This is a genomic window from Roseobacter sp. YIN89, from assembly GCF_057219365.1.
This window is the reverse complement of sequence record NZ_JBXVVD010000002.1, coordinates 634886-661757: the sequence shown is the minus strand read 5'-3', so window position 1 is coordinate 661757 and position 26872 is coordinate 634886. Positions and strand designations below refer to the sequence as shown.

The following is a 26872-nucleotide window of genomic DNA, read 5'->3' as shown; positions in this document are numbered from 1 at the left end:
CTATACGGCAAATCGGCGAGAAAAAGCAGCAGAAACTGCACGCGGACTGTGTACGAATTGTGTACGAAACTCAATTCACAGCATCTTGTGTGTGGTGATGTAAGTAACGCAAAATGTTGTGAAAATTTGGAGGCGAGTAGGGGAATCGAACCCCTGTACACGGATTTGCAATCCGCTGCGTCACCACTCCGCCAACTCGCCCCTCGTGGTGTGTCGGCACTGCTAAACGATAATGCAGGGTGCCGCAAGTGCCACATATCGTCAAAAACTCCTGTATTGGCGTTGCCGGGTCACTGCAGATGTGCAACATCAGTGGCAACTTGTTCTGAACGTATGAGTTTAGCTATATGACAAACTTTGCCGCCCGCCGCACCGTGATGGTCGATACGCAGATTAGACCGTCCGATGTGACCAAATTTCCCATTATTGACGCGATGTTGACGATCCCCCGCGAGGACTTCGTCCCGGCTGCCATGCGCGAAGCCGCCTACGTCGGCGAAAATCTGGAGCTCGGGTCCGGTCGCGTCATTCTGGAGCCGCGTACACTGGCAAAAATGCTCGACGCCCTGAACATCGGAAATCAGGAGTTCGTCTTGGATGTTGGCGCAGCCATGGGGTACTCGTCGGCGGTGATCGCACATATGGCCGAGGCCGTGGTGTCAGTAGAGGAAGACGACGCGCTGGCGCATGAAGCGCAGGAGGCCCTGACTGCCGCCGGTGTGGACAATGTGATCGGCCATGTTGGTCCGTTGACTGACGGCGCAGCCGAGCATGGGCCCTATGATGTGATCGTGGTTCAGGGCGGGATCGGTACGGTACCGCAAACCCTGCTCGACCAGCTCAAGGATGGTGGTCGGATCGCGTGCCTCTTCATGGAAGATACCCTCGGTGAAGTGCGCATCGGGCGCAAACGAGGTGACACGGTATCGTGGCGCATGTCTTTCAATGCAGGGGCGCCCGTGTTGCCGGGGTTTGAGCGAGAGGCAGCTTTCGAGCTTTAATAATTTATTGACCGGCAAAAGGTCGAGGAGAGCAGGGAAATGACAGGTAAACTTGGTTTCAGAAGGCGAACACCGCATTGGAAAGCTTCTGGTCTGGCGCTTGGGTTGGCAGCGGTACTCGGGGCAGGTGCAGTGCAAGCCGAGACACTGGCCGACGCGCTCGCGGGCGCTTACGAAAATAGCGGCCTGCTTGAGCAGAACCGGGCGTTGCTGCGCGCCGCAGACGAAGATGTCGCCACCGCGGGCGCTGCACTGAAGCCTATTATCAATTATTCTGCCTCGGTTCAGCGGGATCTCGGACGCTCCCAATCAAACAACGCTTTGGGTCCTGTATCAACCGGATTAGAAAGCACGGACTCCAGCGTCGGTCTGGTCGCAAGTCTGCTGTTGTGGGACTCTGGTGCGAGCAAACTGACCGTTGAGGCCTTGAAAGAAACGGTACTGGCCACCCGACAGCAACTTGTCAGCGTAGAGCAAAGTGTTTTGTTGCGCGCAGTTGCGGCCTATTTGAGCGTCCGCTCCGCAGCTGAATTTGTCGAATTGCGCCAGAACAACCTGCGCCTGCTAACGCAGGAATTGCGCGCGGCCCAAGACCGTTTCGAAGTGGGCGAGGTGACGCGGACCGATGTTGCGCAGGCCGAGTCGAGCCTTGCAGAGGCCCGCAGCGGTCTAGCCACAGCGCAAGGCGACTTGCAGCAGGCGAATGAAGAATACCGCGCAGCGGTCGGGCGGGCACCGGGCAATCTGGAACCACCTCCCGCGTTGCCACAGCTTGAAAGCAATATCGATGCGGCCCGTGCTCAGGCTGTACGGGCGCATCCTGATCTACTGGCTGCACAGCATCAGGTGTCTGCGGCCGAACTGAATATCCTTCAGGCAAAGGCCGAATATAACCCAACAATTTCAGCCGTTGGGTCATGGTCTTATGCTGATGATCTGGGCAGTGGCGACTTTTCGAACCTGACCCGGCTGGGCGTAGAGTTGAGCGGTCCGATTTATCAAGGTGGCGCGCTTTCGGCTGCCGAAAGACGGGCCTTCGCTGTGCGTGACGCGCAACGCGGCAACTTGCTGACAGTGCAGCGGCAGATCATACAGGATGTCGGAAATGCTTATGCGGCGCTCGCGGCGCGGCGTGCGAGCCTTGCGGCGAGTGAAGAACGTATTCGAGCGGCGCGAATCGCGTTTCGTGGTGTCCGTGAAGAGGCAACACTCGGCGCACGGACAACGCTTGATGTGTTGGATGCCGAACAGGAATTGCTCGACGCTGAGACCGCGCGCATTTCGGACCAGGCCAATCTTTATGTCGCGGCTTATGCTGTTTTGCAGGCTACCGGTCAGCTGACAGCGCAAAATCTGAACCTTGGCGTTCAACTCTATGATCCGGCGGCGTATTACAACCTCGTCAAGGACTCGCCGGCTGTCTTGTCCGAACAGGGTCGCCAGCTTGACAAGGTTCTCAAGTCTCTGTCGAAAGAGTAAGCGGCCCATCTACCCATTGTGCAACGGACAGCACCACGCTACACTATGTGGAGGTTTAGTGTGGTGCAACAATGTCAGATCCAGTTACGAACGCTCAGGTAGAGGACGTCCTTTCTTCCATTAGGAAACTCGTGGGAGAGAACAAAAGAACGCCGTCTATGTCTGAAAGCGACGCAACGCCTGACCGGTTGGTTCTGACGCCTCAACTACGTGTATCCGATCACGATGTGCTCATGTTGAACCCCGATAGCGCGATAGACCCCGAAGAGGAATGGTTCGAATACGAAGAGCCGCCTTTCGAAATGCACGACAGCGCCGATGACGAACCGGCCGACGCGTCTCAGCCGTTGGCAGATGACATATCGGACGAAACGGCCGAAGAAAGCGCATTGGAAGTTGGGTTTACCCACAACACGGTGCATGACGAGTCCATCGAAGCATTCTTTGCGAAGGCAAAAAAACCGTCATCGGCAGAACTGACCGAGCGCATTGCTGCGTTGGAAAACGCCATCGAGCGCGCGAGTGAAATCTACGAGCCCGAAGGCGATGAGGACGAAGACATGGTTGTCGCCGAAAGCAGGGCGATAGAGTGGGTGCATCAGGTTGATCTGGATGCGACAGGCGCGCCGATGCCCGATGTTTCAGAGGAACAAGATGTCGTTGTCGACACTCTTTCCGACGAAGAGCAAGTAATCGACGAAATGGCTCTGCGCGATCTGGTTGCTGATATTGTTCGCGAAGAACTGCAAGGCCCCTTGGTTTCCCAGATTGTGCGCGCCGAATTGCAAGGTGATCTGGGCGAGCGCATCACGCGCAACGTGCGCAAGATGGTGCGGGTTGAAATTCAACGCGCTTTGGCCGCACGCGCGCTTGACTAAGCCCAGGTTGGCAGGCTTGCTGGCCCGATGACCATCGGGTTTTATCAAAATCGTCCCAACCTGCTGGACCGGCAGGCGTGAATACACCGGCGCATTTGCTTCTTGGCGCGGCAACCTGCGGGCGGGGGCAGCCACAACCGGTGATCTGGGCGGCGATGTTGGGCGGGTTGCTTCCGGATCTGTCGCTTTACCTACTGGCTGGAGCCTCTCTTTTTCTGCTGGATATCCCGCCACGGATCGTATTCGACGAGCTGTATTTCTCTTATCTGTGGCAGACGATCTTTGCGATCGACAACTCGTTTTTTGTCTGGGGCGCACTGATGGCCATAGCGCTGATGGTCAAGCGCCCTTGGGCAATTGCGCTGTGCGGTGCTGCGTTGCTTCATGTGCTGTGTGATTTTCCGTTGCACCATGACGACGGGCGGGCGCACTTCTGGCCCGTCAGTTCATGGGTATACGAAAGCCCGATCAGCTATTGGGACAAGGGAAAAGGAGCGTTCTGGGTCGCACCGGTAGAAGCAACGCTTGCTCTGGTGGCCGCAGTAATCCTGTGGCGGCAACGGCAGGGTTTCGCGCTCGCCGGCGTAACCGCCATGTTACTGGTGGCAGAGTTCTGGATCGTCCGCCAATGGCTTTTTTTCTTCATCGACACATAAAAAACGCCCCCGTCAAGCGGAGGCGTTTCTAACGAAATACGTGATTGACGTTACGCGGCTTCTGCTTGCTGCGCAGCGTTGCGACGTTCGGATTCTTCGCGCGACAGGGCGACGGATGTCCGCACGCCTTTGCCAACAAATTCCATGAGACCCTCGACCACCCGTTCGTTCGGGTCGATACCTGCACAGCTCAGCACTTCGCGGCCATCGCGAGACCGTGCCCAGCGTGCAATCTGCTCGGGTCCATTGCCATATTTCTTGTCGTCCGCAATAGCGTCGTCAAGCGCTGCCAGTACCACGGCAGCAAAGAGTTTACGCGCACGATTGCCTTGCTCGTTGTTAAAGGCTGTGCCGTCAACGAAATCTCTCATCTCGTCGTCCTTTCCATTATTCTTGCTCTTGTGTTTTCGGCGTGACGCTCCTTATGACGGAGTTTGGTCGATTCGGATACCCTCTTATTGCATGGCTTATATGCAAATTTTGCATAACTAGCCTCGTATCTAGCACGAGATATCGTTGTCTTGTCACCCAGCATCCTCCCAGATATAGGGGTCTTCAATCTTTCATCAACCTTTTGACACGGTTCAGACACATGCCAAAAATCAACGGTAACGAAATACGCCCCGGAAATGTTCTGGAACACAATGACGGGCTTTGGGCTGCGGTCAAAGTCGATCATGTAAAACCAGGCAAAGGCGGCGCCTTCGCTCAGGTGGAACTCCGCAACCTGCGCAATGGTTCCAAACTTAACGAACGTTTTCGGTCTGCCGACAAGGTTGAGCGCGTCCGGCTTGAGCAGAAGGACCAACAGTTTCTGTACGAAGACGACGGAATGCTTATTGTCATGGATACAGAGACTTACGAGCAGGTACAGCTCTCTGCAGATCTGCTGGGAGAGCGGCGTCCGTTCCTTCAGGACGGTATGACAATCGTCGTGGAATTTTACGAAGACGAAGCCTTGAACGCGACTCTGCCGCAAAAGGTAATCTGCAAGGTGATCGAGACGGAACCCGTGGTCAAAGGCCAGACAGCGGCCAATTCGTTCAAACCTGCGGTACTGGATAACGGTGTAAAAGTTATGGTGCCGCCCTTTGTCGGGCAAGACGAAGACATCGTCGTGAACACCGAAACGATGGAATATTCAGAGCGCGCCTAGTTGCTGCTCACAGTCGCCGGGCGGGGTGCATGGCGTGATGCGGGGGCGATTTGCGCCGCCGCAAGTGACGCCACGTCATTTTGCGCGTGTCACCACAGAAGCGCCTGCGCGCATCTCGCCGTTGGCCCGGTCAAAGCGCAAATAGGCCAGCGCATGCGATCCAGACCGACTCAGCAGGCGGCCCACCGGTTTGCCGTCTGACAAGATTTCGGTCCCTTCTTCGGCGGGGCCGTCGACATTGACGCGGGCCAGCCCCTTGCGCAGTTCGGTCTTGTGTTTCATCCGCGCCGTCACTTCCTGACCGACGTAACAGCCTTTGCGGAAATCAACTCCGGACAGTCTTTCAAAGCCGACCTCAAGGATGAAGGTATCTTCCCTCAGTTCGATGCCGGTTTCCGGAATACCGAGTTTCACCCGCAATGCGGTCCAATCGACCGTGTCCTCTTGCGGTGGTGTGTCGCGGTATGCCCGCCAGCCAAGCTCGGCGTGGCGCGGGTCTGCAAAACCATCCGGTGGTGGTGTCCCGATGCCTTGATGCACAAAGAGCGCCGTGGGTTCGATGGTTACATCAGCACGAAGTTTGTACATCGACAGTCGTGTTGTCAGCATATCGGCGTGGCTCTCTGCCACGTCGAGCAATACGCCTTGTGCATTTTTCGACAGAAAAAAGTCCGCGATGTATTTGCCTTGTGGCGTCAGCATCGCGGCATAGACCAGTCCCTTCTCGATGCCGGTGACGTCATTTGTTACAAGCCCTTGGAGAAAGTCGGTCACGTCTGACCCTTTGAGTTGCAAAATGCGACGGGTGGTCATGAAAGGCTCCTCAATTATGTTAGGTCGCATATAACCGTCATGCGACAAGTTGAAAGGGGTCAATCCATGCGGGCGCCGATTTCGGTGATCATACCGACGCTGAATGCGCAGAATGTGCTGGGGCCATGCCTGACCAGTCTGATGGCCGGGCTGGAAGCCGGGTTGATCCGTGAACTAATCGTGACCGACGGCGGGTCTACCGATGCAACGCTCGAACTGGCGAAGGAGTGGGGAGCGGAGCTTGTGATGGGCCCCGCGTCGCGCGGTGGGCAACTTCAACGCGGATGCGCGCAGGCGCGCGGGGACTGGTTGCTGGTGTTGCATGCCGACACAGTGCTGGATGCCGGATGGGTCGGTCCTGTCATTTCGCACCTCGACACCCACCGAGCCGGCTGGTTCCGACTGGCGTTTGATCGTGGCGGCATGGCAGGGGATATCGTCGCGGGGTGGGCAAACCTTCGCAGCCGCTTTGGCTTGCCCTATGGTGATCAGGGCCTGTTGGTGCCGCGCGTGCTCTACGACAGTGTTGGCGGCTATGCCGACCAGCCGCTGATGGAAGACGTGGCGCTTGTGCGCGCCTTGGCCGGAAAGCTCACCCGGATTGACGCGGTCGCACGTACCAGCCCTGAACGGTACCAGAGCCAGGGATGGTTGCGTCGTGGCAGCCGAAACCTGTGGACGCTTGCACGCTACTTTGGCGGCGCGTCGCCGCAGCGACTGGCCGACAGCTATCGCGGTTAGCGGCTGAAGAGGCTGGTCAGTCGCTGGATCAGGCCCGAAGGTTCTGCAGTATCAGGTGCGCTGCGTTGCGCGGGCTTGATCGACCGGCTGTCGCTGACGGTTTTTCCATCCTCGAATTGCAACCGGTAGAGATCGGCGTAGATGCCGCCCCGATCCAGCAATTCATCGTGCGTGCCCTCATCGACGACACGCCCGCGATCCATCACGATAATCTTGTCTGCGCCGCGTACCGTCGATAGCCGGTGTGCGATGACCAGTGTGGTGCGGCCGCTTGCCAGCTTGTCCAGCGCTTCCTGCACCACGTGTTCGGATTGGGCATCAAGCGCGGATGTCGCCTCATCCAAAAGCAGGATGGGCGTATCCCGCAGCAGCGCACGGGCGATGACCACCCGCTGCCGCTGGCCGCCTGACAGGGCAGAGCCGCGCGGCCCGACCTGTGTATCCAGTCCTTTGGGCATTTTGGCCAGAAAGTCGCTGACATTCGCCGCATCCAGCACATCCTTGAGGTCTTCGTCGCTGATACCTTCACGGCCCATCAGAATGTTTTCGCGCAGCGTCTCGTCGAACAAGAGCGATTCCTGCGTGACCACAGAGCAAAGCTTGCGCAGTTCGGGCAGGGCCATTTCGGCAGTGCCGACGCCGCCAATCAGCACCTTGCCCGCGGTCGGGTCGATCAGCCGCGTGATCAGGTTGAAGATTGTGGATTTTCCCGCCCCCGACGCGCCGACAAGGGCCGTCGTCTGACCGGCTTCTGCGGTGAGGCTCAACTGGTCCAGCACTTCGGTCTCGCCATAACTCAGCGAGACTTTGTCCAGCACGATGCTTGGCGTTCCCTTCGGTGGCGGTTTGGGGTTCGCAGGCGAGGTCAGCAGCACTGGCGCTTCCAGCAGTTCCTTGAGCCGTTCGATCGAGGCCGCGGCCACCTGCCACAACCCGCTGATTGCCCCCAGCCGCCGCATCGGGTCAAAGGCAAACCCCATCGCGGTGAAAAAGCTCATGAACTGGCCCACGGTTTTTTCGCCCGCGATGATCTCGGAGCCGCCGTAAAGGATAACTGCCATGAACCCCAGTCCGGACATGATGTCGACCATCGCCGGGATCGCGGCGGAACCAAAGATCGTGCGAACCTGCGTGCGGACATATTGTCGGGTCAGGCTGCGATACTGGTGAGACTGATAATCCTCCGCAGCATTCAGCTTGATCTGCACAATCCCGTGGAACACTTCGTCAAGGCGGGTGGCAAGGCTTGCGCCCAGATCACGTGCCTCCCGCGCCCTGTCGCGCACGAAGCGCTGCGCAAGCGCGGCGGGCAATACCATCATCGGGATGCCGACACAGGCCAGCAGCGCCCAGATAGGGTCAACATTGATCGCCACGCCCAAAAGGACCACAAGGCCGATAGCGTCTCGCCCGGCACCGGTGATGATCGCGCGCCAGACATTGTTGATTTGCGCCACGTCCGTCTGGACGCGCTGAATAAGGTAACCCGGCGGGTGCGACTGGTGGAAAGCACCGTCCTGCTTCATCATGTGGCTCAGCAGGTCATTCCGCACCTCGGCGGCTGTCCTTTCGGAAATCCGGGCCAGCAGGACTTTTTGCAGCACGCCTGAAAAGGCGCGGACGACAAAGATGCAAATCAGTACAATGCCCACGACAAACAGCATGCCGCGGTCTCCGGCGACGAATACGTCGTCAAACATCGGCTCGACCATATAGGCCAGTGCCCCAAGCATCGAGCCTTCGATGATCATGAAAACGACCGCCACCGCCAGCAGGCTGGTGTGCTTGCGCAGATACCCGCGCCACAGCCATGCCAAGAGCTCTTTGGACGATTGATTGCTTTCGCTCATTGCGGCCCTTCTTGGATTGTCGGCGCGTCGCCGGGCGTAGGCCTTGGGTCTAAGCTGCGCAGCCCCGGTGTTCAAGTGCGCGCGGAATTGACCCTCCAGTTCAAACCGCTACTGTTGCCGCAAAACAAAGCGGCCCATCAATGACTCAAAAGACCAATCTTTCCGCAGGGCGAGGTTATCTGGCAATCCCCGGCCCGTCGGTGATGCCAGAAGCCGTGTTACAGGCCATGCACCGCGGCGCACCCAATATTTACGCAGGCGAGATGATCGAAATGGTGCCGGGCATTGCCCGCGATCTGTGCCGCGTGGCGCGGACGGACCACAATGTCGCGATGTACATCGGCAACGGGCACGCCGCGTGGGAAGCGTCACTGGCCAATGTGATTGCGCCGGGTGACATGGTGCTGGTGCCCTCGTCGGGGAGCTTTGCCGACGACTGGGCGGATATGGCGCGCGCGCTGGGCGCCGAGGCGGAAGTTCTGAGTTTTGGCACCTCCGCACCTTTCGATAATGAGCGGATCGCGCAGGCACTTGCGGCGGACAAAGAGCGCCGCATCAAGGCAGTTCTGGCTGTCCATGTAGATACGTCAAGCTCTATCCGGAATGATATTGCGGCGCTGCGAGCAGTTATTGATGATATCAGTCATCCTGCCTTGCTGATGGTCGACTGCATTGCATCACTGGCCTGCGATGTTTTTGAGATGGACGCATGGGGCGTGGATGTGATGGTGGCGGGCAGCCAGAAGGGGCTGATGGTACCGCCGGGCATGTGCTTTGTTTTCTTCAACGACAAGGCGGCGCTTGCACGTGCAGACATGCCGCGAGTCAGCCGCTATTGGGATTGGTCCACCCGCGTCGATCCGGAGGTGTTTTTCCACTACTGGAACGGTACTGCGCCCACCCATCACCTTTACGGGCTGCGGACAGCACTCGATATGATCCACGCAGAAGGGATCAAAGCGGTTTGGCAACGCCACGCTGTACTGGCAAGGGCAGTGTGGACGGCCTGCGAAATCTGGGCGGAGCGTGGGGCGTTTGCGATGAATGTCAGCGATCCGGCGTTTCGCAGCACGGCTGTTACGTCCCTCCAGCTCAAGACCGCGCAAGCCACTGCGTTGCGCGAGTGGACGCAGTCACAGATCGGCCTGACGCTTGGCATTGGCTTGGGGATAGTGCCGGCGCATGACCCCGAATGGCACCGGTTTTTCCGGCTGGGGCACATGGGTCATGTGAATGGCCATATGATCATGGGCCTGCTGGGCGGGATTGAGGCCGGTTTGATTGCGCTTGATATAGATCACGGGAAGGGTGCGCTTGCCGCAGCCGCAGAGGTGATCGCGCAGGCCTAGGACTGTCCGGATGTCGGGGTAGCGGATGCTTCCTGAATCGCGCGGCGCCTTTGGTCGAGCCAGTTGAGCCAGTGATTCACAACAAGGCAGATGAACACGGCCACGACCAGCCCGTAGACGGCAAACAAGAGCAACAGAACCCATCCCAGATTGACACCGAACATAACGATGCAGGCCCCTGTGTAGTTTGGCGCACGGCCCAGTTTTTGATGCTCCATCCTTTTTTGCCTCGCGTGTCTCTCCCTTAATAAAATACTATAGGGCGCCAGCCCGACGCGTCAGCTATTTTCTGCAGCACGCAGCGCGCGTGGCAGCACGTCGGAAACGAGTTCGAGGTCCGCAGGTGTACCGCAACTGATCCTGATGCAGCGGTCTTGCGGTGCCACGAAGGGCATGCGGACGAAGACACCTGCCTCCACCATTTCGGCGAGGACTTTGCGGGCAAAATCGCCGTCTTGCTTGCAGTCGATTGCCACGAAGTTCGTCGCCGACTTGATCGGATTGAGGCCGCAGGCGCGGGCGATGCTTTCGATACGCAGGCGCGAGGATTGTATGCGGGCCAGAACAGACCGCAGCCACGTCTGATCCGCCAGCGCGGCCAATGCGCCTTCTTGTGCGGCCCGGTTCATGCCAAAATGATTGCGCACCTTGTTGAACGCGGCAATCAGGTCTGGTGCGCCCATGCCGTAGCCCACACGTGCCCCTGCCAGCCCGTAGGCCTTGGAAAAGGTGCGCAGCCGGATCACGCGTGGATCATCGACGGGCAACGGCAGGCACGCGGACGCAGGCGCGCATTCGATATAGGCCTCATCCAGTACCAGCAGAGCATCCTCGGGCAGTTTGTCCAGCATCTGCGCGATATACGCACCCGAATGGACAGTGCCCATAGGATTGTCCGGATTGGCAAGGTAGACGAGTTTGGCGCCGACCTCTGCCGCTTTTGCGAAAAGTGCCTCGGGGTTCTCGTGGTCGTCGGTATACGGCACTTTGTGCAGAACACCGCCATAGCCTGCCACGTGATAGTTGAACGTCGGGTAGGCGCCGTCAGAGGTGACGACCGCATCGCCGGGCGCCACAAAGAGGCGCACCAGATAGCCCAGCAGTCCATCGATTCCTTCACCGACCGTGATGTTATCCGGCGTCACGGCGTGGTGGCGGGCGAGGGCTGCACGCAGGTCAAAGTTTTCCGGATCGCCGTACATCCAAAGCGGCGTTTCTGCCATGGCCCTGATTGCACTGGGAGAGGGGCCAAAGACATTCTCATTTGCCCCCAAACGGGCATTGAAACGCTGCGCGCGCGCGCGTTCCTGTGTCTCGGGCCCAACGAATGGCACTGTTGCAGGCAAGGACGTTGCGAGATCTGTAAAGCGGTAAACGGTCATGATCATTTGATTACCGACAGCGCGTTTCCAGAGCAAGCCTCTGATGCCGTCACGTTCTGCTGGCCATTTCAGGGCTGTTGCGTTTTGCTGCCGCCATGACAGTCAGGAGAGACAGCGTGCCACGCATCACCGTTGAGATCGCAGACCACATCGCCGAAGTCACTTTGACCCGGCCTGAAAAGAAAAACGCAATGGACGATGACATGATCGCCGGGTTGATTGCCGCGGGCGAAGAGATTGCGGCGTCGACGGCGCGTGTGGTTGTGCTGTCTGGCGCGGGGGACTGTTTTTGCGCCGGTATCGATCTTTCTGCGCTGACCAAGATGGTCGGGCAGGAGATGGAGGCGCTGATCCTGCCGCGAACCCATGGCGAGGGCACGACCAACAAGTGGCAGGAAGTTGCGATGATCTGGCATCGCCTGCCGGTCCCCGTGATCGCGGCGCTGCATGGTGTGGTCTACGGTGCGGGCATGCAGATTGCGCTGGGCGCTGACATACGCATCGCGGCGCCCGAAACCAAGCTTGCCGTTATGGAGATGAAATGGGGCATCGTGCCGGACATGGGCGGTTTTGTGCTGCTGCCGCGGCTGGTGCGTGAGGATGTGATGAAACAACTCATTTACACCGCCGAGCCCATCGGTGCGAAACAGGCGCGCGACTGGGGGCTGGTCACGACGGTGGCAGATGACCCTGTGGCTGCCGCCAGAGCGCTGGCGCAGAAGATTGCGCTCAAAGGCCCCAATGCCATTCGCACGGCCAAACGGTTGAGCGATCTGGCCTATGAAAAACCGGCCAGCGACGTGCTGCTGGCGGAAGCGAAAGAACAAGCCGGCCTGCTGGGTCAGCCCGAACAAATGGAAGTCATAGCGGCACAGTTCGCCAAGCGCGCGCCGGTTTTTAAATGACGCGCGATGCCGCAGGCGCGGGGACACGCGCCGACAAATGGATGGCTCCCGCTCGCGCACTGTCGCAGAACATGGTTTCCGAAGGCTTAACCACGCGTTCAGGCCACAGCGCGCGCTGTGCTGGCTAAAGCTCTTGCAGGCGCTGAAGCGCGTCGTTCAACTGGGCCTCTTCTTCCTCACGCAAGGCAAGGTTGGCACGGGTTTCTTCGACAACTTCTTCGGGGGCGGAGGCCACGAACTTAGGATTTTTGAGACGCCCGCGCAGGCCGCCCAGTTCCTTGGCCAGCTTGCCCAGAGATTTCTCAAGGCGCGCTTTTTCCTCTGCAATATCAATGATATCCGCCAGAGGTAGGCCGAATGAAGCACCCGGTACAGCCAGTGATACCGTCCCTTTCGGGAAAGACGGTTCTGACGACAAGGTATCGACGCGCGCAAGCCGTTTGATCATTGCCTCGTTGCGATCCCACGCTGCCTGACCTGCTGCGTCTATGTCCGTCACCACCAACGGGACGTAGAGACCGGCAGGCACGTGCATCTGCGCCCGCGCAGAGCGGATCGCCTCGATCAGTGTGATGACCCAGTTAAGCTCTTGATCTGCTTCGCTATTTACCAGATCAGCGGCCCTGTACGCCGGCCAGTCCGCGTGCACGAGCATCGTGTCGCGGGTCCCGGTCTGGGCCCAGAGCTCTTCGGTGATAAAGGGCATGATCGGGTGCAGCAGGATCATGCACTGATCCAGCACCCATGCCATGGTCGCGCGGGTTTCTGCTGCAATTTCAGCGTCTTGTGTGTCCTGCAACAGGGGTTTGGACAGTTCCACATACCAGTCACACACCTTGCCCCAGACAAAGACATATGCCGCGTTCGCCGCGTCATTGAAACGGTAGTTATCAAGCGCGGTGTCGATCTCTTCGCGGACCTTGGCGGTCTCTCCGACGATCCATTTGTTCACGGCCTGTTTCGCATCGGTTTCGGGTCGGTACGACGTCGGTAACACGTCGGTGCCTTGCGCGCGCTGGGCAAAGACATCGTTCATCTCTGCAAAGCGGCAGGCGTTCCACAATTTCGTGCCGAAATTGCGGTATCCCTGAATGCGCGCGGTCGAGAGTTTCAGGTCGCGCCCCATGGCCGCCATCGCCGTGAGCGTGAAGCGCACCGCGTCCGCGCCGTATTCGTCGATCATGTCGAGCGGGTCGAGCACGTTGCCGAGCGATTTGGACATCTTCTTGCCCTTCTCGTCACGGACAAGCGCGTGGACATAGACCGTGTCGAACGGTTTTTGGCCCACAACGGCGTATTGCATCATCATCATGCGGGCGACCCAGAAGAAGATGATGTCGAACCCGGTGATCAGGATCGAGGTCGGGAAGTATTTTTGCAGCGCCTCGTTGGCCGCGTCCGCCTCGGCGTCACCGGTCCAGCCAAGTGTACCGATGGGCCAGAGGCCGGAGGAGAACCACGTGTCGAGCACGTCGGGATCGCGCCAAAGCCCGATCATCCGCCCCTTGTCGGCGTTATGACCCGCTTCATCCGACAGGCTGTTCGACGCCTGCGCGCTTTCGATCTCTTGGTCCGCAAAATGTCCGAATGCGCCCTGACCACGATAGTACTCTGCCGCCTTTTCAAGAGCCTCGCCGTAGCTTGGCGCGCAGAAGGATACAGGCTCCTGCCAGTTCCATACGTCCCCTTCGCCGCCATCTTCGAATGTGAGGTGCGTGACGCTTGGCCCATACCAAACCGGTATCTGGTGCCCCCACCAAAGCTGGCGCGAGATGCACCACGGCTCGATGTTTTCCAGCCAGTTGAAATAGACCTTCTTGTCCTGCTCGGGGAAGATTTCGGTGTCACCGTTGCGCACGGCATCAATTGCCGGACCGACGATCTTGGAGGTTTCCACGAACCACTGGTCTGTCAGCATCGGTTCGATGACGACCTTGGAGCGGTCACCGAAGGGCTGCATGATCTTTTTGTTTTCTACAAGCGGCACGAGCGTGTCTTCGCGCGCCTCGCCGCCCTCTTCGGGGGCGAGCGGTTTGCCGCCGCCGACGCGCGGGTCATGCGCAGGGACCATGACCGCGAGGCCCTCTTCGGTGATCTGGGCGATCACTTTTTTCCGCGCCTCGAAACGGTCAAGCCCGCGCAAATCATCGGGCACAAGGTTGACTGTGTCGGCTTCGGCTTCGGTGAGTGTCTGTTCGCCTTTGGCCACGGCCATGGCGATTGCCGCAGCCTCGGCATAAGGCGCGCCGTCGTCGCGCATGGCGGCGCGGGTGTCCATCAGACGGTAGAGCGGGATATTGCCGCGTTTGGCGACGCCGTAGTCGTTGAAGTCATGGGCACCGGTGATCTTGACCGCGCCCGAGCCGAAATCCGGATCGGGGTAGTCGTCGGTGATGATCGGGATCAGGCGGCGATGCTCTTTCGGGCCGACAGGGATTTCGCACAGCTGGCCCACGATGGGGGCGTAGCGCGCATCGGACGGATGGACCGCGACCGCGCCATCGCCCAGCATGGTTTCAGGCCGGGTGGTTGCGATGGAGATGTAGTCGCGCGTCTCGCGCAGCACTTCGTTGCCGTCTTCGTCTTTCTCGACGTATTCATAGGTTGCGCCGCCCGCGAGCGGGTATTTGAAGTGCCACATGTGGCCGTCGACTTCGAGGTTTTCGACTTCGAGATCGGAGATGGCGGTTTCGAAATGCGGGTCCCAGTTGACCAACCGCTTGCCGCGATAGATCAGGCCCTTGTTGTACATGTCGACAAAGACCTTGATCACGGCATCGTGGAAGTTGGGTGCGCCGCTGTCCTTTTCCGGGTCGCCCGGAGCACCGCCCATGGTGAAGGCTTCGCGGTCCCAGTCGCAGGAGGCGCCGAGGCGTTTGAGTTGCCCGATGATGGTGCCGCGCGATTTGACCTTTTGCTGCCAGACGCGTTCGAGGAATTTCTCGCGCCCCATTTCGGTACGCGACGGTTCGCCGTTGGCGGCCATCTCGCGTTCGGTGACCATCTGCGTGGCGATGCCTGCGTGATCGGTGCCGGGCTGCCAGAGCGTGTCGTGCCCGCGCATGCGGTGCCAGCGGATCAGGATGTCCTGCAAGGTGTTGTTGAAGGCGTGGCCCATGTGCAGCGAGCCCGTCACATTGGGCGGGGGGATCATGATTGAGAAGGTCTCTGCCCCGTCTTTGGCGTTGGCCCCGGCTTTGAAGGCGCCGGCCTTTTCCCAAGCGGCATAGAGCCGGTCTTCGGCTTCTTTTGCGTTGAATGTTTTGTCGAGCGCCATGATCTCGCGTCCTTTGTTCTCTTGGGGCGATGATCTAGCGGAGGAATGGGGGAAGGGAAAGGTGGGGCAGGTGGTTTTTACAGTGGCGCGGGCATCGCGCGACCAAAGGTGGGGCTAAAGACCCCACCCGCGGGGCGGGTCGGAGGGGGCGGGGCGACATGGCGTTAGTGGCTCGAGCCGGGGGCGGGCCGGTTTTGTGCTAGCCGGCGACCAAAGGTTCGCGTTCGCCTGCGCGGATCACCGCCGGATCGTAGGGTGTGCGGGCAAAGACCTCGTGCACGCGCGCGGCGAAGTGGTCGATGGGCAGGGTATCGTAGGCGGGATCAAAGCTGGACTGGTCCCATCGCTCGCAGAACGTCGCGCAATCGTCGAAATAGGGGTGGCCTTTGTAGACGTCGCGTTTGTGCGGGTCCGCGCCAACGTGGTGGCCGTAGTACACCAGTTGGAAGTCGCCGTGTTTCTCGACCACCCAGGTGCATTGTTCACGCACGAAGGGGCGCAGGATGGCGGCGGCGTATTCGTCGTGATTGTAGGGCGCAAAGATGTCGCCGATGTCGTGCAACAGGGCTGCGACGACCCAGTCGGTATCGGCGCCGTCGCGTTCGGCGCGCGTGGCCGATTGCAGCGAATGGCCCAGTCGCGTGATCTGGTAGCCAGAGAGGCTTTCATCGAGGCTGACGAGGGCGTTCAGCAGGCGGTCTGCGGTGCCTTTGGTGTATTCGACTTCGTGTTCGGTGAGGAACTCGTAGTCCTCACGCGTGCCGTCTTTCATGGCGGTAAAGCTGACGGTGCGGGTCATGCGTAGAGCGCTCCTTGTTTTTTCGCGCCGGACATCATCGCCTTGGCCTGAGCGCGGCGGATTTCATCGTATTGCGCCAGTGCTTCGGGAGCAAAGTTTTCCGTGGGGGCGGGGACGGATTTGAAGTGGCCGTGGCGGTCGTGGCCGCGCACGAGAATTGCATAGTCCTCATCGGCGACCTGCTGCTGGATGTCCGGCGTGCAATACCGGATGACCGCGGCGATGCGCCGGTCATCGGTGGTGTTGGGGCCGGAGCCGTGGATTGTCAGCCCGTGGTGCAGCGAGATTTGCCCGGGGTGGATTTCGATGGGCACCTTGTCTTTTTCGGCCACGTCGACCTTTACCTCCTGACCGCGCGACAGAAGGTTGTTCTCGTCAAAGGAGTCTTCGTGTTCGAGGATCGGGTTTTTGTGGCTGCCGCGCACGAAGTTCATGCAGCCCGAGGCGGGGGTGGCAGGAGAAAGAGACAACCAGGCGGTCACCAGCCCGTCGATGGCGCCAAGACCCCAGTAGGTCAGGTCCTGATGCATCGAGACAATCTGGCGTGTGTTGGGTTCCTTGATGAAGAATTCGACCGCGTAGATCATGATGTCGGGGCCGAGCACGCCTTCGACCGCGTCGAGGATGCGTGGATCTGCCCCGATGCGGTAGGCCATGGGCATGACAAAATGCGCGTTGATCCGCTTGTAAGTGGACAAAGGTTGCGGCAGGTCGGCGGCAAGCCAGTCCTGTTCCAGTTGCTCCAGTTCGGCACGCAGCGCAAGCGCGTCTTGGGTGGGCATGACCTGAAGCGGAAACAGGTAGCCGTCTTCCCAGTACTGTTTTTGCAGCTCGGAACTCAGGCGGCCGTTTTCAAGCGGTAGGGGTGTCGGCATGGCATCCTCCTTTTTCGCCCCAAGTTGGGGGCAAGCGGGGTTGGCGTGCTTTTCCGAATGCGACGCATCAGGCGGTCGTAAACCGACTGTCTGTTCGGTCAACTCAGGAGGGTAGGCGGGACGGTTCCGGTGCCGCGGAGGCGGTGGCCGCCTCTGCGGCGAGTTCGTCATACATCTGCGCGACGCGCTGGTGGAGCTGATCTGCAAAATCGCGCGCGTCCTCTTCGCGCAACCCGATGGTCGCAACCGGAGCCCCCAAGCGGATGCGGATGGTGCCGCAGCGGGCGCGCAGTGACTTTAGCGGCATGGTATGGTGGCCGCCGTGGACCGCGACCGGGATCACCGGCACTTGGGCACGGATGGCGACCAGACCGGCGCCGATCTTGAACCGTCGTATCCCGTCAATGCCAGAAAGCCGACCTTCACCGCCCCAGATGACGCGATCGCCGCGGCGAAGCCGTTCCACGTTTTTTAACATCAACGCCTCGGTTGCGCGCCGATTGCCGCGCTGAACCATATCGAAATCGATGCGTGCGAAACATCCACGGGCAAAAGGGAAAAACCTGTAGATGTCGGCGGCAGCGGCGCAGTCGGTGTGGTCTAACATCGTGACCATGTAGGCCATCAGATCCGGAAAGGAGGATTCGTTGTGGCACAGCACGCATCCGTGGCCGGGCAGGGGCAGATCGCCTTGCACCTCAACATTGATACGGCAGGTATCGAGAAATCGCTGGCAATGACGCACCATAATCGCCCGCCCTTCGGTCTTGGTACTGGCGACGTAAGCAACCTTTGCGTTGGCAAATGGTATTCCGGCAATCCAATTGGCACTGGCTGTTATGCCCCGGGCGGTTTCGGTAAGGCTGCGCATTGCCGAAAGCCTTGACCGCACAGATGACGCCGCGCAAGCAAATTCTGTAACAAGCGTGCGGTCTGACAAGGTCTTTGCGGACAGGTTTTGTCGGGCCGCTGTTTGTCTTGTGGCGCTTTGCGTTGACCAGAACGGTCTGACAGTTTTACGGCGAGGCTTGTGTCATTATGACCTGACCACTGGACACGGCCCGCTCTCCCGCTAGTGTCCGCGTTAGGCTCGCCATTCCAAGTTACGAAGGACACGCATCATGGAAAAATTCGGAAAATCACAACCGGTGCTTCGCGTTGAGGACGTTCGCTTTCTCACCGGACAGGGACGCTACGTAGACGACATCGCGCCTGAAAACGCACTTTACGGGTATGTGTTTCGCTCGTCGGTTGCCCATGCGGTGATTACCGACCTCGATGTGGCGCAAGCGCGTGGTGCCGAGGGTGTACGCGCGGTGATTACAGCGGACGATCTTTTGGCGGCAGGGATTGATTTTGCGATGGCCGGCGCCACGGTCAAGAACATCGATGGCAGCAGCGGGGCCAGCCCGCGCCGCGCGCTGCTGGCAGAGAAAAAGGTCAACTTTGTCGGCGAGCCTGTAGCCTTCATCGTGGCAGAGACGCTGGATGCGGCGCGCGACGCGGCGGAGTTGATCGGATTTGATTACGATGATCTGGACGTCAAGCTGGATCTGGAGGCGGGCGGGCCCGCGATTCATGACGTCGCCCCGGACAATGTCGCGTTCGACTGGGGTATGGGCGACAAGGAGGCAACCAATGCTGCCTTTGATGCAGCGGCACGCACGGTCAGCCTTGAGGTGCCGGACAACCGGATCATCGTTAACTCGCTAGAGCCGCGCGGCTGCTTTGCCGAGTGGGATGGCGACCGGGTTCATGTAAGTCTGGGCGGGCAGGGTGTTTGGGGCCACAAGGCAGAGATTGCGCGTGCCTTGGGTCTTGAGCCTGCGCAGGTACGGGTCACCAACCCGGATGTCGGCGGTGGCTTTGGCATGAAAGGGTTTCCTTACCCCGAGTATTTCCTGTGCGCGCATGCCGCGCGTGTGGTGGGCCAGCCGGTGCGGTGGATGTCAGAGCGCACCGAGGCGATGCTGACGGACAATGCCGGGCGCGACCTGACCAGCCTTGCCGAGTTTGCCTTTGACGCCAACAACAAGATCACGGCCTACCGGGTGCACAGCAAGTGCAACATGGGCGCGTACAACAGCCACTTTGGCCAGTTCATTCAGAGCCAGTTGTTCAGCCGTGTTCTGATGGGCACCTATGATGTGCAGACAACTTGGCTGCGGGTGCAGGGCATCTATACCAACACCACCTATGTCGATGCCTATCGCGGTGCGGGGCGGCCCGAGGCGATTTACGTGCTGGAGCGTCTGATGGATCGGGCGGCGCGCGAGTTGGGTGTGGACCCGCTGGAACTGCGGCGCATCAACTTTATCAAGCCCGAGCAGTTCCCCTACAAGACAAGCACCGGCGAGACCTATGACGTGGGGGATTTCAACAAAGTGCTGAAACGGGCCGAATTGGAGAGCGATTTGCCCGGGTTCGCGGACCGCAAGGCGGCAGATGCGGCGCGTGGTTTGCTGCGGGGCGTTGGCTTGTGTTACTATATTGAAAGTATTTTGGGCGATCCTTCGGAAACATCGAAGGTGACGTTTAACGAGGACGGAACGGTGAATATCTACGTCGGCACGCAGAGCACGGGACAGGGGCATGAAACTGTCTTTGCCCAGTTCCTGAGTGACCAGACGGGTATTCCGGCGGATCGTATCTTTGTCATTCAGGGCGACAGCGACCAGATCGCGCAAGGCGGGGGTACCGGCGGTTCACGGTCTGTGACCGTTCAGAACACCGCAACCCTCGCCACCGTCGAAGCCATCAAAAGCGCCTTCACCGCGTTTCTGGCAGACGAGATGGGGGTGCCTGCGTCAGACATCAGTTTTGACGATGAACGCTTTCGCGCCGAGGGCAGCAACTTGACGCCGACAATGCTCGAGGTGGCGGAAATGGCGCGTGAAAAAGAGCTTCACGATCTTTTGACCCATGAGGAGCGGACCACGCTGGAGGCGCGCAGTTTCCCCAACGGATGCCATGTCGCAGAGGTGGTTATTGACCCCGAGACCGGTGTGACCGAGGTGGACCGGTACACTGTCGTGGACGACTTTGGTAATCTTATCAATCCGTTGCTGGCTGAAGGGCAGGTGCACGGCGGCGTGGCGCAAGGCATTGGTCAGGCGATCACGGAACATGTTGTCTTTGACGAAAGCGGGCAGCTGTTGACGGCTACTTTCATGGACTACGCCATGCCAAGAGCGGACGGGATACCCTATATCAGTTTCACTTCCGAGCCGGTGCCCTCAACCCACAACCTGATGGGGATGAAGGGATGCGGCGAGGCGGGCACTGTCGGTGCTTTGGCGGCGGTGGCCAATGCGGTGCAGGATGCGCTGTGGGATCATGGGGTGCGGCAGGCCGATATGCCGTTTACCCCGCTTAAAGTTTGGGAGTTGATGAACAGTGAGGCTTTGGCGGCGGAATAACAGTTGGATCCACTGGCTCCGCGGGCGCTTGTGGAAGCGCCCCGCCGCTGATTTCGGGCCGCGTCGTGGCCCTGTCACACATGTCATCATACTGGACGGCACCATGTCGTCGCTGGAACCGGGATGCGAGACCAACGCGGGTCTGAGCTATCGGTTGATGCGCGAGATGGGCAGTCAACTTTCCATTTACTACGAACCCGGTTTGCAGTGGCAAGACTGGCGCTCGGCGCGCGATGTGATGGTCGGGCGCGGGATCAACCGGCAGATCCGGCGGGCCTATGGCTATCTGGCGTCGCGCTATCGTGCGGGCGACCGTATCTTTCTGATGGGATATTCCCGCGGGGCCTACGCGGTGCGCAGCCTTGCCGGGGTGATCGATCTGGTCGGTCTGTTGAAGGCCGAACACGCGACCGAGCGCAATATTCGCGACGTCTACCGCTTTTATGAAAACGACCCTGACAGCCCTTGCGCGCAGGCGTTTTCCGAGGCGCACTGTTTGCGGGGGGTGCCGATCGAGATGATCGGGGTCTGGGATACGGTGAAATCGCTGGGGATCAACGCGCCCGTGCTATGGCGGCTCAGTGTCAAGCGTCATGCGTTTCACAACCACGAGCTTAGCGAAAATGTGCGTGCCGGTTACCACGCGCTTGCCCGAGACGAAACCCGCGTGGCTTACAAGCCGGTGATGTGGACCACGTCAGAAGGTTTCGGTGGGCGGGTGGAGCAGATGTGGTTTCCCGGAACGCATGGAGATGTGGGCGGACAGCTTGGGGGATTCGAGGCCGCGCGGCCGCTGGCCAATATTCCGCTGGTCTGGATGCTGCGCCGCGCGGAGGCGCATGGGTTGCCGCTGCCCGAAGGATGGGCTGCGCGCTATCCGCAGGATCCACTGGCGCCCTCGACGGGAACCTTTCGCGGATATGGGCGTTGGTTTGTCACCCGGCGCGCTCGGGTGGCATTTCAAGATCCGTCCGAAATACGCCATACCTCGCTGGATCTGCGCGAACGCGCGCAGCAGCGCAGCAGCACGTGGGCCTTGTTCGGGCGGACGACCTGAAAAACCCCAAGCGTCTGGGCATGCAGCACCGGCAGGTGCCGCACGTTGTACCCGTATCTGGAGGTTATCATGCAATTCCCGACCCTTACTGCTTTCGCCCTGATGTGCGCTTCTTCGGTTGCCGCCGAAGGACCGTTCCGCGACCACATGATCGATTGCAGCGCGCTTTATTCTGTTGCGGCGGGATGGGGCAGCACCGCGGATCGGGCGGCGCGCTTGCACGCGGTCGCGGGCTCTTACGCGCAGGTCGCAGAAGCGCAGGCGCGCGCCGATGGTGTTACCGCGCCGCGCCGCTTTGTGGCCACGCGCTACAGCGAAAGCCGGAACGCACTGACAGAACGCGGCCCTCTTTATATCGGGAGCGCGCATTTTGATGCAGGGATGCGCGCGTGTCGCGTTCTGGGCCACGAGGCCGGTGTATCCGCGCGCCTGTGGTTGCTGAGCGACTAGATCTCGAACACGAAATCCGCGTTGACCAACAAATCGGTGTCCGGATCGACAAGCTGGGCCACTGTGGCATTCACTCCCTGAAGCGTGATTTGTGCCTGCCCGAAAATATCCGGTTCAGCCTGATAGGTCAGGACGGTCTGGTCGTTCGTCGCGTCGTAGGTCGCAGTAAAGGCAGACAGGTCGAAGGCCTCATTGCTGAGAAACACCAAACGATCCTCGCCCAGAGTGAAGTCGGTGATGACGTCCGCGCCTGCGCCAAAGCCTGCGTCTTCGGGCGTGCCGGGCGAGGCGGTCAGCCCGTCTGCTACGCGCAAAAAGACAAAGGTGTCTTCGCCGCCGTCGCCTGTCATTGTGTCATTGTCAAAGCCCCCGACGATCGTATCACCCTGCGCACTGCCCACGATAAGGTCGTCGCCTTCTGCGCCGTCAAAATGTACGGCATGGGCGCCGCCGGTCAGCACATCATCAAAATTACTCGCGACCACGCGGTGGATATTGATGAGGGTATCGATGTCTCCGGAGCCGTCGGCTGTCTCGTTGGTTGAAACGAAGCTGCCGGCTTGTGCGCCTGCGCTCAATGCGATGCCGGCGTCCGGATCTCCGTCGCCACCCACATCAACAAAACTGGCTGTATTGATCTCGCCAACCATGCTGCCGCCGTCGATCTGGTCTGACCCGAGGCCGCCCTTGAGGGTGTCATCGCCGCTGCCGCCTGCCAAAGTGTCACCGCCCCAGCCCGCCTCGAGGCGATCATGATCGGCGCCGCCGTCCAGCAGATCGTCTCCGTTCAGCCCGAACAGAGTGTCGTTTCCCGCCAGTCCGGTCAAAACATCATTGCCGTTGTCCGCAAACAGGAAGTCGTCGCCGGAGGTGCCTGTCAGGTCGAGGTTCTTGACCTTGCCCTTGCCGCCGCCGCCGCCACCAGAGCCGCCACCGCCGCCGCCAGATCCTCCGCCGCCATTGCCGCCGCCTTTACCGCCTTTTGGCATGTCAAATCCCTCGCCTTGTAAATGTCGTTCTATAGAATCCGGTCAAGGTTAGCACATCATGCCGCGTCCCGATTGAACTGACGCGTGCATTGGCAAAATTGTCTCATTTGAAGAAACAATAAGGTCTGATTTTTGCTGATTGATGCTGAAACGAGTGAAATGCCCGACTAGGCGAGTTTCATGATGATGCAGGTGGTGGAGCCTGTGGCGTAAAGCTTTCCGTCTTCCTTGCCGCGGATTTCTGCATGTGCGATCCCGGTTGACCGGCCTGCGTGATCGACAATCGCCGTGCAGGTCACAGGGGTTTCCAGTGGCACAGCGCGCACGATATTCACCTTGTATTCAAGGGTCGTGTAAACAGACCCTTTCGGCACCGTCGTCATAACTGCGCAGCCAAGCGCGCTGTCGAGCAAGGCACCATACCAGCCGCCGTGCACCGCGCCGCTGGGGTTAAGTGCATTGAACAGTGGTGTGCCCGCAAAGGTGACGCGGCCTTCTTCGACCTCGGTCAGGGTGAAGTTGAGTGTTGCGGCAATCGGGGCACCCGCGATCTGGTCATTCAGAAAACCCAGCATGAAATCCAGCCCTGACATGGTCAGGATTTTTGCGGGGGGTGTCAGATCTTCGGGGCTGCGCGCGGCGTAGGGCATTGCGGTCTCCTCATCCTGAGCGGAGATGCTAGCGGACCGCCGAAGGGCGGCAAGGATTACGCGACGTCGCGAACGCCGGTTATCGCCTGTTTGACACCCAAGGCATGGCAGATCTCGCGGGTGAGTTCGGGGCGGTTGAGCGTGTAGAAATGCAGCGTCTCAACGCCTTCATCCACGAGCTCTGAACACAACTCGGTGCAAAGTGCTTTGGCCAGCAAATCGTGGCGGTCGTCCCGTATTGCGGCGTCAAACGCCTGATCGAGCCAGGATGGCACGGTGGCACCGCAGCGCGCGGCAAACGAACGGGCGTTCTTCCAGTTAATGATGGGTAGGATGCCGGGTGTGATCGGTGCGTTGATGCCTGCTTTGACACAGGCATCGCGAAACCGCAGGAACGTTTCTGCCTCGAAAAAGAACTGGGTGATCGCCTCGGCGGCGCCTGCGTCGACCTTGGCCTTCAACCAATCGATGTTTGCGCGCTGGCTTTCGGCTTCGGGGTGCTTTTCAGGGTAGGCGCCGACCCGCAGGGTGAACTGTCCGGTTGCGGAAAGCGCTTCGATTAACTCGACAGAGGTTGCAAAGCCGTCAGGGTGGGGGGTGAAACGGTCGCAATCAGCGGGCGGGTCTCCGCGCAGCGCCACCAGATCAGTGACCCCGGCCGCGGCAAAACGCTGGGCGGTGGCCATTGTCTCTTTACGTGATGCACCAACACAGGTGAGATGCGCCGCGACTGGAAGCTGCGAGGATTTGCGCAGCGTGTATGCGGCGTCATGCGTCAGGTCGCGGGTGCTGCCCCCGGCGCCGTAGGTCACCGAGAAAAAACGTGGTTCGAGCGGAGCAAGCGCCTGAGCCGTGTCCCACAGTTTGAAAGACGCATCAATCGACCGGGGCGGGAAGACTTCAAAGGAAACGGCAGGCACAGGCATGAGGTACTCCATCTGGGATAAGCTCTTGTTTCATGAAACTTAACGTGAGACAAATTCATAACTTTCATCTTTAATATGAGTTCGACATGCATATCGAATTTCGCCACCTTCGCACCATTCAGGCCATACACGAGGCGGGCGGTCTCGCGCGGGCGGCTGACAAGTTGCACATTACGCAGTCGGCTTTGTCGCATCAGATCAAGGGGTTGGAGGATCAGGCGGGTGTTGAGCTCTTTGTCCGCAGGTCCAAGCCGCTCAAGCTGTCGGCGGCCGGTATGCGCCTGTTAAAGCTGGCGCAACAGGTGCTGCCGCAGGTCGAGGCGCTGCAAGATGATTTCAGCGGGTTGCGGGCGGGCAATCTGGGGCGGATGCATATCGCCATCGAGTGTCACGCCTGTTTCGAATGGTTGTTTCCTGTGCTTGAGCAGTTTCGCAAGGACTGGAGCGAGGTGGATGTCGATATTCGCCCGGGGCTGGCGTTTGATGCGCTGCCGGCGCTGCTGAAGGAAGAGGTTGATTTGGTGATTTCGTCTGATCCGGAGGATTTGCCGGGCGTCGAATTCGTCGAACTGTTTGATTATAATGCGGTGTTTGTCGCGTCGAGTGCGCACCCGTTGGCGCAGAAGGACTTTATCGAGGCTGCCGATTTTCGCGGCCAGACACTGATTACATACCCGGTGGAGCGTAGCCGCCTTGATGTCTTCAGCCAGTTGCTGATCCCCGCCAAAGTGGAGCCCGCCAGCATTCGGCAGGTCGAGTTGACGGCTGTCATTTTGTTGCTGGTGGCGTCCAACCGCGGGGTGGCGGTTTTGCCGGACTGGGTGGTGCGCGAGGTCAAGTATTCCTCCGACTATGTGACCCGTCCGCTGACACCGCAGGGCATTACGCGCAGGCTTTTTGCCGCGGTACGACAAGACGATCTGGTCAAGCCCTACATGCAGCAGTTGCTGAAACTGGCCGGCGAGGAAGCGCGCAGGCTGCAGGCGCAATAAAAAAAAGGGCGCCTGTCAAGGCGCCCTCGTTTTTGTGCGTATCGGCGTGTCTCAGCCTTCTGAAACGTCCTCGTCGGTTTCGATGATTTCGTCATCGGCCGAGGCGGAATCGTCGGGGTCTGTGCCATCATCCGTTTCTTCATCACCGTATTTGGTGTCGTATTTCGCCAGCGCGTCTTCGATATCTTCGTCTGCGGGCAGGGCGTCGTGCATTGCGTCGAGCACTTCTTGCTGTTCGTCCTCGTCGAGCGCGTCGAAGTCACCCTTGTAGGTCGCCAGGGCCGCCGCTTCGGCGTCATCAAGCGCGTCGCCGACTGTTTCTAGGGGATCCTCGTCGTCGCCAAAGTCGGACAGGGTTTCCTCCGCATCGGCGATCTCTTCTTCGGTGGGCTCGTCGTAAGCTTCGCCGGTGTCGGGGTCGATGATACCCTCTTGCGCTTCGCGGACGGCCTCTGCGTCGGCAATCTCTTCCGGCGTCACCTCGTCCTCTTCCATGGCTTCAAGATCTTCGTCATCGAAAATGCCGTTGCCGTTCTCATCATATTCTTCATAGAGCGCATCGGCTGCATTGATCTCGTCTTCGTCAAAGGCGTTGAGTGCTTCGTATGCGTCGGCGGCGGTGATCACGTCGACTGCGACTTCAACCTCTTCGAACTCGTATTTTGCAACGGCAAGACCTGCTGCGAGGCTGACCGGTCCAGAGCCGGACAGATACTGGCCGTTGGCGATATGTGCGAGTTTTGCGTTCGGGCTTGAGTTCAGAAAGCCGTTCATCTTACCCAGATTGCTGGGATGCAACGGGTCGTCCTTTTTGGATGTGGCGGTTTTGCCGGCTGTCACAGAGCGCGCAGGCTTGTTGTTTTTGCCTTGACCCAGCAGCGCTTTGAAACCGCCCTTTTTAAAGACTTTCAGATCGTCCTGAATGGTGCGCGTGTTCTTGGCTTTGCTGCTTTTGCTGGATTTCCAATTCTTGCCGCTGGCTTTGGCGCTTTTCTTACCCTTGTTGCCTTTGGCGCCTTTGTCACCGCTTTTACCTTTGCCAGCGCCCTTACCGCCTCCTTTTCCGCCGGCGTTATCGCTTTTGGCGTAGGCGTAGTCAGCAGTGATGACAGTGGTTGCAGGGGCCAGTACCAGCGCCGAAAGCGCAAGGGCCGACGCGCTGATTTTCAGGTATTTAAGCATGTGTCGTATCCTTTTGCGTGAGCAGATCGCAATCATTTCAGAGACC

25 protein-coding genes and 1 tRNA gene are annotated in these 26872 nt (G+C 59.5%); 12 read left to right on the top strand and 14 right to left on the bottom strand.

Features of this window, described 5'->3' with window-relative positions:
* Window positions 1-127: 127 nt before the first annotated feature.
* Window positions 128-201, bottom strand: a tRNA-Cys gene (locus AC2D8V_RS09395).
* A 146-nt stretch (window positions 202-347) separates the two neighbouring features.
* Here AC2D8V_RS09395 and AC2D8V_RS09390 point away from each other — a divergent pair.
* The 4 genes from AC2D8V_RS09390 (at window position 348) to AC2D8V_RS09375 (ending at window position 4014) form a co-directional block, all read left to right on the top strand.
* Window positions 348-1001, top strand: coding sequence for a protein-L-isoaspartate O-methyltransferase family protein (locus AC2D8V_RS09390; RefSeq protein WP_484733267.1), 654 nt, complete (start codon window positions 348-350; stop codon window positions 999-1001).
* Window positions 1002-1040: 39 nt separating this feature from the next.
* Entirely contained in the window at window positions 1041-2480 is a 1440-nt protein-coding gene (locus tag AC2D8V_RS09385; protein ID WP_484733266.1) for a TolC family outer membrane protein, read from the top strand.
* 158 nt (window positions 2481-2638) lie between these two features.
* Window positions 2639-3358, top strand: coding sequence for a hypothetical protein (locus AC2D8V_RS09380; RefSeq protein ID WP_484733265.1), 720 nt, complete (start codon window positions 2639-2641; stop codon window positions 3356-3358).
* A gap of 77 nt (window positions 3359-3435) precedes the next feature.
* Window positions 3436-4014: a cobalamin biosynthesis protein CobQ gene (locus AC2D8V_RS09375; protein WP_484733264.1), complete on the top strand. Its 579-nt coding sequence runs from the start codon at window positions 3436-3438 to the stop codon at window positions 4012-4014.
* Window positions 4015-4064: 50 nt separating this feature from the next.
* Here the strand turns inward: AC2D8V_RS09375 and AC2D8V_RS09370 are convergent, their stop codons facing one another.
* Window positions 4065-4385 carry a DUF6280 family protein gene (locus tag AC2D8V_RS09370; RefSeq protein ID WP_484733263.1) on the bottom strand — a complete coding sequence of 107 codons (321 nt, stop codon included), beginning with the start codon at window positions 4383-4385 and terminating at the stop codon, window positions 4065-4067.
* A gap of 221 nt (window positions 4386-4606) precedes the next feature.
* On the opposite strand from AC2D8V_RS09370, the gene efp reads away from it, so the two are divergent.
* Window positions 4607-5170 (top strand): elongation factor P, encoded by a 564-nt coding sequence (gene efp, locus AC2D8V_RS09365; RefSeq protein WP_484733262.1) that lies wholly within the window; start codon window positions 4607-4609, stop codon window positions 5168-5170.
* A gap of 75 nt (window positions 5171-5245) precedes the next feature.
* On the opposite strand, the gene ygfZ is transcribed toward efp, so the two are convergent.
* Window positions 5246-5983, bottom strand: coding sequence for a CAF17-like 4Fe-4S cluster assembly/insertion protein YgfZ (ygfZ, locus tag AC2D8V_RS09360; RefSeq protein WP_484733261.1), 738 nt, complete (start codon window positions 5981-5983; stop codon window positions 5246-5248).
* 66 nt (window positions 5984-6049) lie between these two features.
* Here ygfZ and AC2D8V_RS09355 point away from each other — a divergent pair, with 66 nt between their 5' ends.
* Window positions 6050-6724 carry a TIGR04283 family arsenosugar biosynthesis glycosyltransferase gene (locus AC2D8V_RS09355; protein WP_484733260.1) on the top strand — a complete coding sequence of 225 codons (675 nt, stop codon included), beginning with the start codon at window positions 6050-6052 and terminating at the stop codon, window positions 6722-6724.
* Here AC2D8V_RS09355 and AC2D8V_RS09350 read toward each other — a convergent pair.
* Window positions 6721-8574 carry an ABC transporter ATP-binding protein gene (locus AC2D8V_RS09350; RefSeq protein WP_484733259.1) on the bottom strand — a complete coding sequence of 618 codons (1854 nt, stop codon included), beginning with the start codon at window positions 8572-8574 and terminating at the stop codon, window positions 6721-6723. The genes AC2D8V_RS09355 and AC2D8V_RS09350 overlap by 4 nt on opposite strands.
* A gap of 140 nt (window positions 8575-8714) precedes the next feature.
* Here AC2D8V_RS09350 and AC2D8V_RS09345 point away from each other — a divergent pair, with 140 nt between their 5' ends.
* Window positions 8715-9923 (top strand): pyridoxal-phosphate-dependent aminotransferase family protein, encoded by a 1209-nt coding sequence (locus AC2D8V_RS09345; RefSeq protein WP_484733258.1) that lies wholly within the window; start codon window positions 8715-8717, stop codon window positions 9921-9923.
* Here AC2D8V_RS09345 and AC2D8V_RS09340 read toward each other — a convergent pair.
* On the bottom strand, window positions 9920-10141 hold the full coding sequence (locus AC2D8V_RS09340) for a hypothetical protein (RefSeq protein ID WP_484733257.1): 222 nt from the start codon (window positions 10139-10141) through the stop codon (window positions 9920-9922). The two genes, AC2D8V_RS09345 and AC2D8V_RS09340, sit on opposite strands and share 4 nt — an antisense overlap.
* A gap of 60 nt (window positions 10142-10201) precedes the next feature.
* A complete protein-coding gene (locus tag AC2D8V_RS09335; RefSeq protein WP_484733256.1) occupies window positions 10202-11305 on the bottom strand; it encodes a pyridoxal phosphate-dependent aminotransferase in 1104 nt (367 codons plus the stop codon).
* Between the two features lie 116 nt (window positions 11306-11421).
* Here AC2D8V_RS09335 and AC2D8V_RS09330 point away from each other — a divergent pair, with 116 nt between their 5' ends.
* Window positions 11422-12210, top strand: coding sequence for a crotonase/enoyl-CoA hydratase family protein (locus AC2D8V_RS09330; RefSeq protein ID WP_484733255.1), 789 nt, complete (start codon window positions 11422-11424; stop codon window positions 12208-12210).
* A gap of 124 nt (window positions 12211-12334) precedes the next feature.
* Here the strand turns inward: AC2D8V_RS09330 and AC2D8V_RS09325 are convergent, their stop codons facing one another.
* From AC2D8V_RS09325 to AC2D8V_RS09310, 4 genes are all read right to left on the bottom strand, one after another.
* Entirely contained in the window at window positions 12335-15487 is a 3153-nt protein-coding gene (locus AC2D8V_RS09325) for a valine--tRNA ligase (RefSeq protein WP_484733254.1), read from the bottom strand.
* 199 nt (window positions 15488-15686) lie between these two features.
* Window positions 15687-16286 (bottom strand): HD domain-containing protein, encoded by a 600-nt coding sequence (locus AC2D8V_RS09320; RefSeq protein WP_484733253.1) that lies wholly within the window; start codon window positions 16284-16286, stop codon window positions 15687-15689.
* Complete coding sequence (locus tag AC2D8V_RS09315; RefSeq protein ID WP_484733252.1) at window positions 16283-17161, bottom strand: phytanoyl-CoA dioxygenase family protein; 879 nt, start codon at window positions 17159-17161, stop codon at window positions 16283-16285. Before AC2D8V_RS09315 ends, AC2D8V_RS09320 begins: the two co-directional genes overlap by 4 nt.
* A 103-nt stretch (window positions 17162-17264) precedes the next feature.
* Window positions 17265-18032 carry a lysophospholipid acyltransferase family protein gene (locus AC2D8V_RS09310; RefSeq protein ID WP_484733251.1) on the bottom strand — a complete coding sequence of 256 codons (768 nt, stop codon included), beginning with the start codon at window positions 18030-18032 and terminating at the stop codon, window positions 17265-17267.
* 250 nt (window positions 18033-18282) lie between these two features.
* Between AC2D8V_RS09310 and AC2D8V_RS09305 the strand changes: the two genes are divergently transcribed.
* The 3 genes from AC2D8V_RS09305 (at window position 18283) to AC2D8V_RS09295 (ending at window position 22087) form a co-directional block, all read left to right on the top strand.
* On the top strand, window positions 18283-20580 hold the full coding sequence (locus AC2D8V_RS09305) for a xanthine dehydrogenase family protein molybdopterin-binding subunit (protein ID WP_484733250.1): 2298 nt from the start codon (window positions 18283-18285) through the stop codon (window positions 20578-20580).
* A 28-nt stretch (window positions 20581-20608) separates the two neighbouring features.
* Window positions 20609-21637, top strand: coding sequence for a DUF2235 domain-containing protein (locus tag AC2D8V_RS09300; protein ID WP_484733249.1), 1029 nt, complete (start codon window positions 20609-20611; stop codon window positions 21635-21637).
* Between the two features lie 69 nt (window positions 21638-21706).
* Window positions 21707-22087: a hypothetical protein gene (locus AC2D8V_RS09295; protein ID WP_484733248.1), complete on the top strand. Its 381-nt coding sequence runs from the start codon at window positions 21707-21709 to the stop codon at window positions 22085-22087.
* On the opposite strand, the gene AC2D8V_RS09290 is transcribed toward AC2D8V_RS09295, so the two are convergent.
* The 3 genes from AC2D8V_RS09290 to metF form a co-directional block, all read right to left on the bottom strand.
* A complete protein-coding gene (locus AC2D8V_RS09290) occupies window positions 22084-23076 on the bottom strand; it encodes a calcium-binding protein (protein WP_484733247.1) in 993 nt (330 codons plus the stop codon). The two genes, AC2D8V_RS09295 and AC2D8V_RS09290, sit on opposite strands and share 4 nt — an antisense overlap.
* A gap of 167 nt (window positions 23077-23243) precedes the next feature.
* Window positions 23244-23726 (bottom strand): PaaI family thioesterase, encoded by a 483-nt coding sequence (locus AC2D8V_RS09285; RefSeq protein ID WP_484733246.1) that lies wholly within the window; start codon window positions 23724-23726, stop codon window positions 23244-23246.
* Window positions 23727-23782: 56 nt separating this feature from the next.
* Complete coding sequence (metF, locus tag AC2D8V_RS09280; RefSeq protein ID WP_484733245.1) at window positions 23783-24652, bottom strand: methylenetetrahydrofolate reductase [NAD(P)H]; 870 nt, start codon at window positions 24650-24652, stop codon at window positions 23783-23785.
* A gap of 86 nt (window positions 24653-24738) precedes the next feature.
* Between metF and AC2D8V_RS09275 the strand changes: the two genes are divergently transcribed.
* The gene (locus AC2D8V_RS09275) at window positions 24739-25644 is read left to right on the top strand and encodes a LysR family transcriptional regulator (RefSeq protein ID WP_484733244.1); all 906 of its coding nucleotides are present in this window, start codon (window positions 24739-24741) and stop codon (window positions 25642-25644) included.
* Between the two features lie 51 nt (window positions 25645-25695).
* Here AC2D8V_RS09275 and AC2D8V_RS09270 read toward each other — a convergent pair whose 3' ends face one another.
* On the bottom strand, window positions 25696-26826 hold the full coding sequence (locus AC2D8V_RS09270; RefSeq protein WP_484733243.1) for a hypothetical protein: 1131 nt from the start codon (window positions 26824-26826) through the stop codon (window positions 25696-25698).
* Window positions 26827-26872 lie beyond the last annotated feature (46 nt).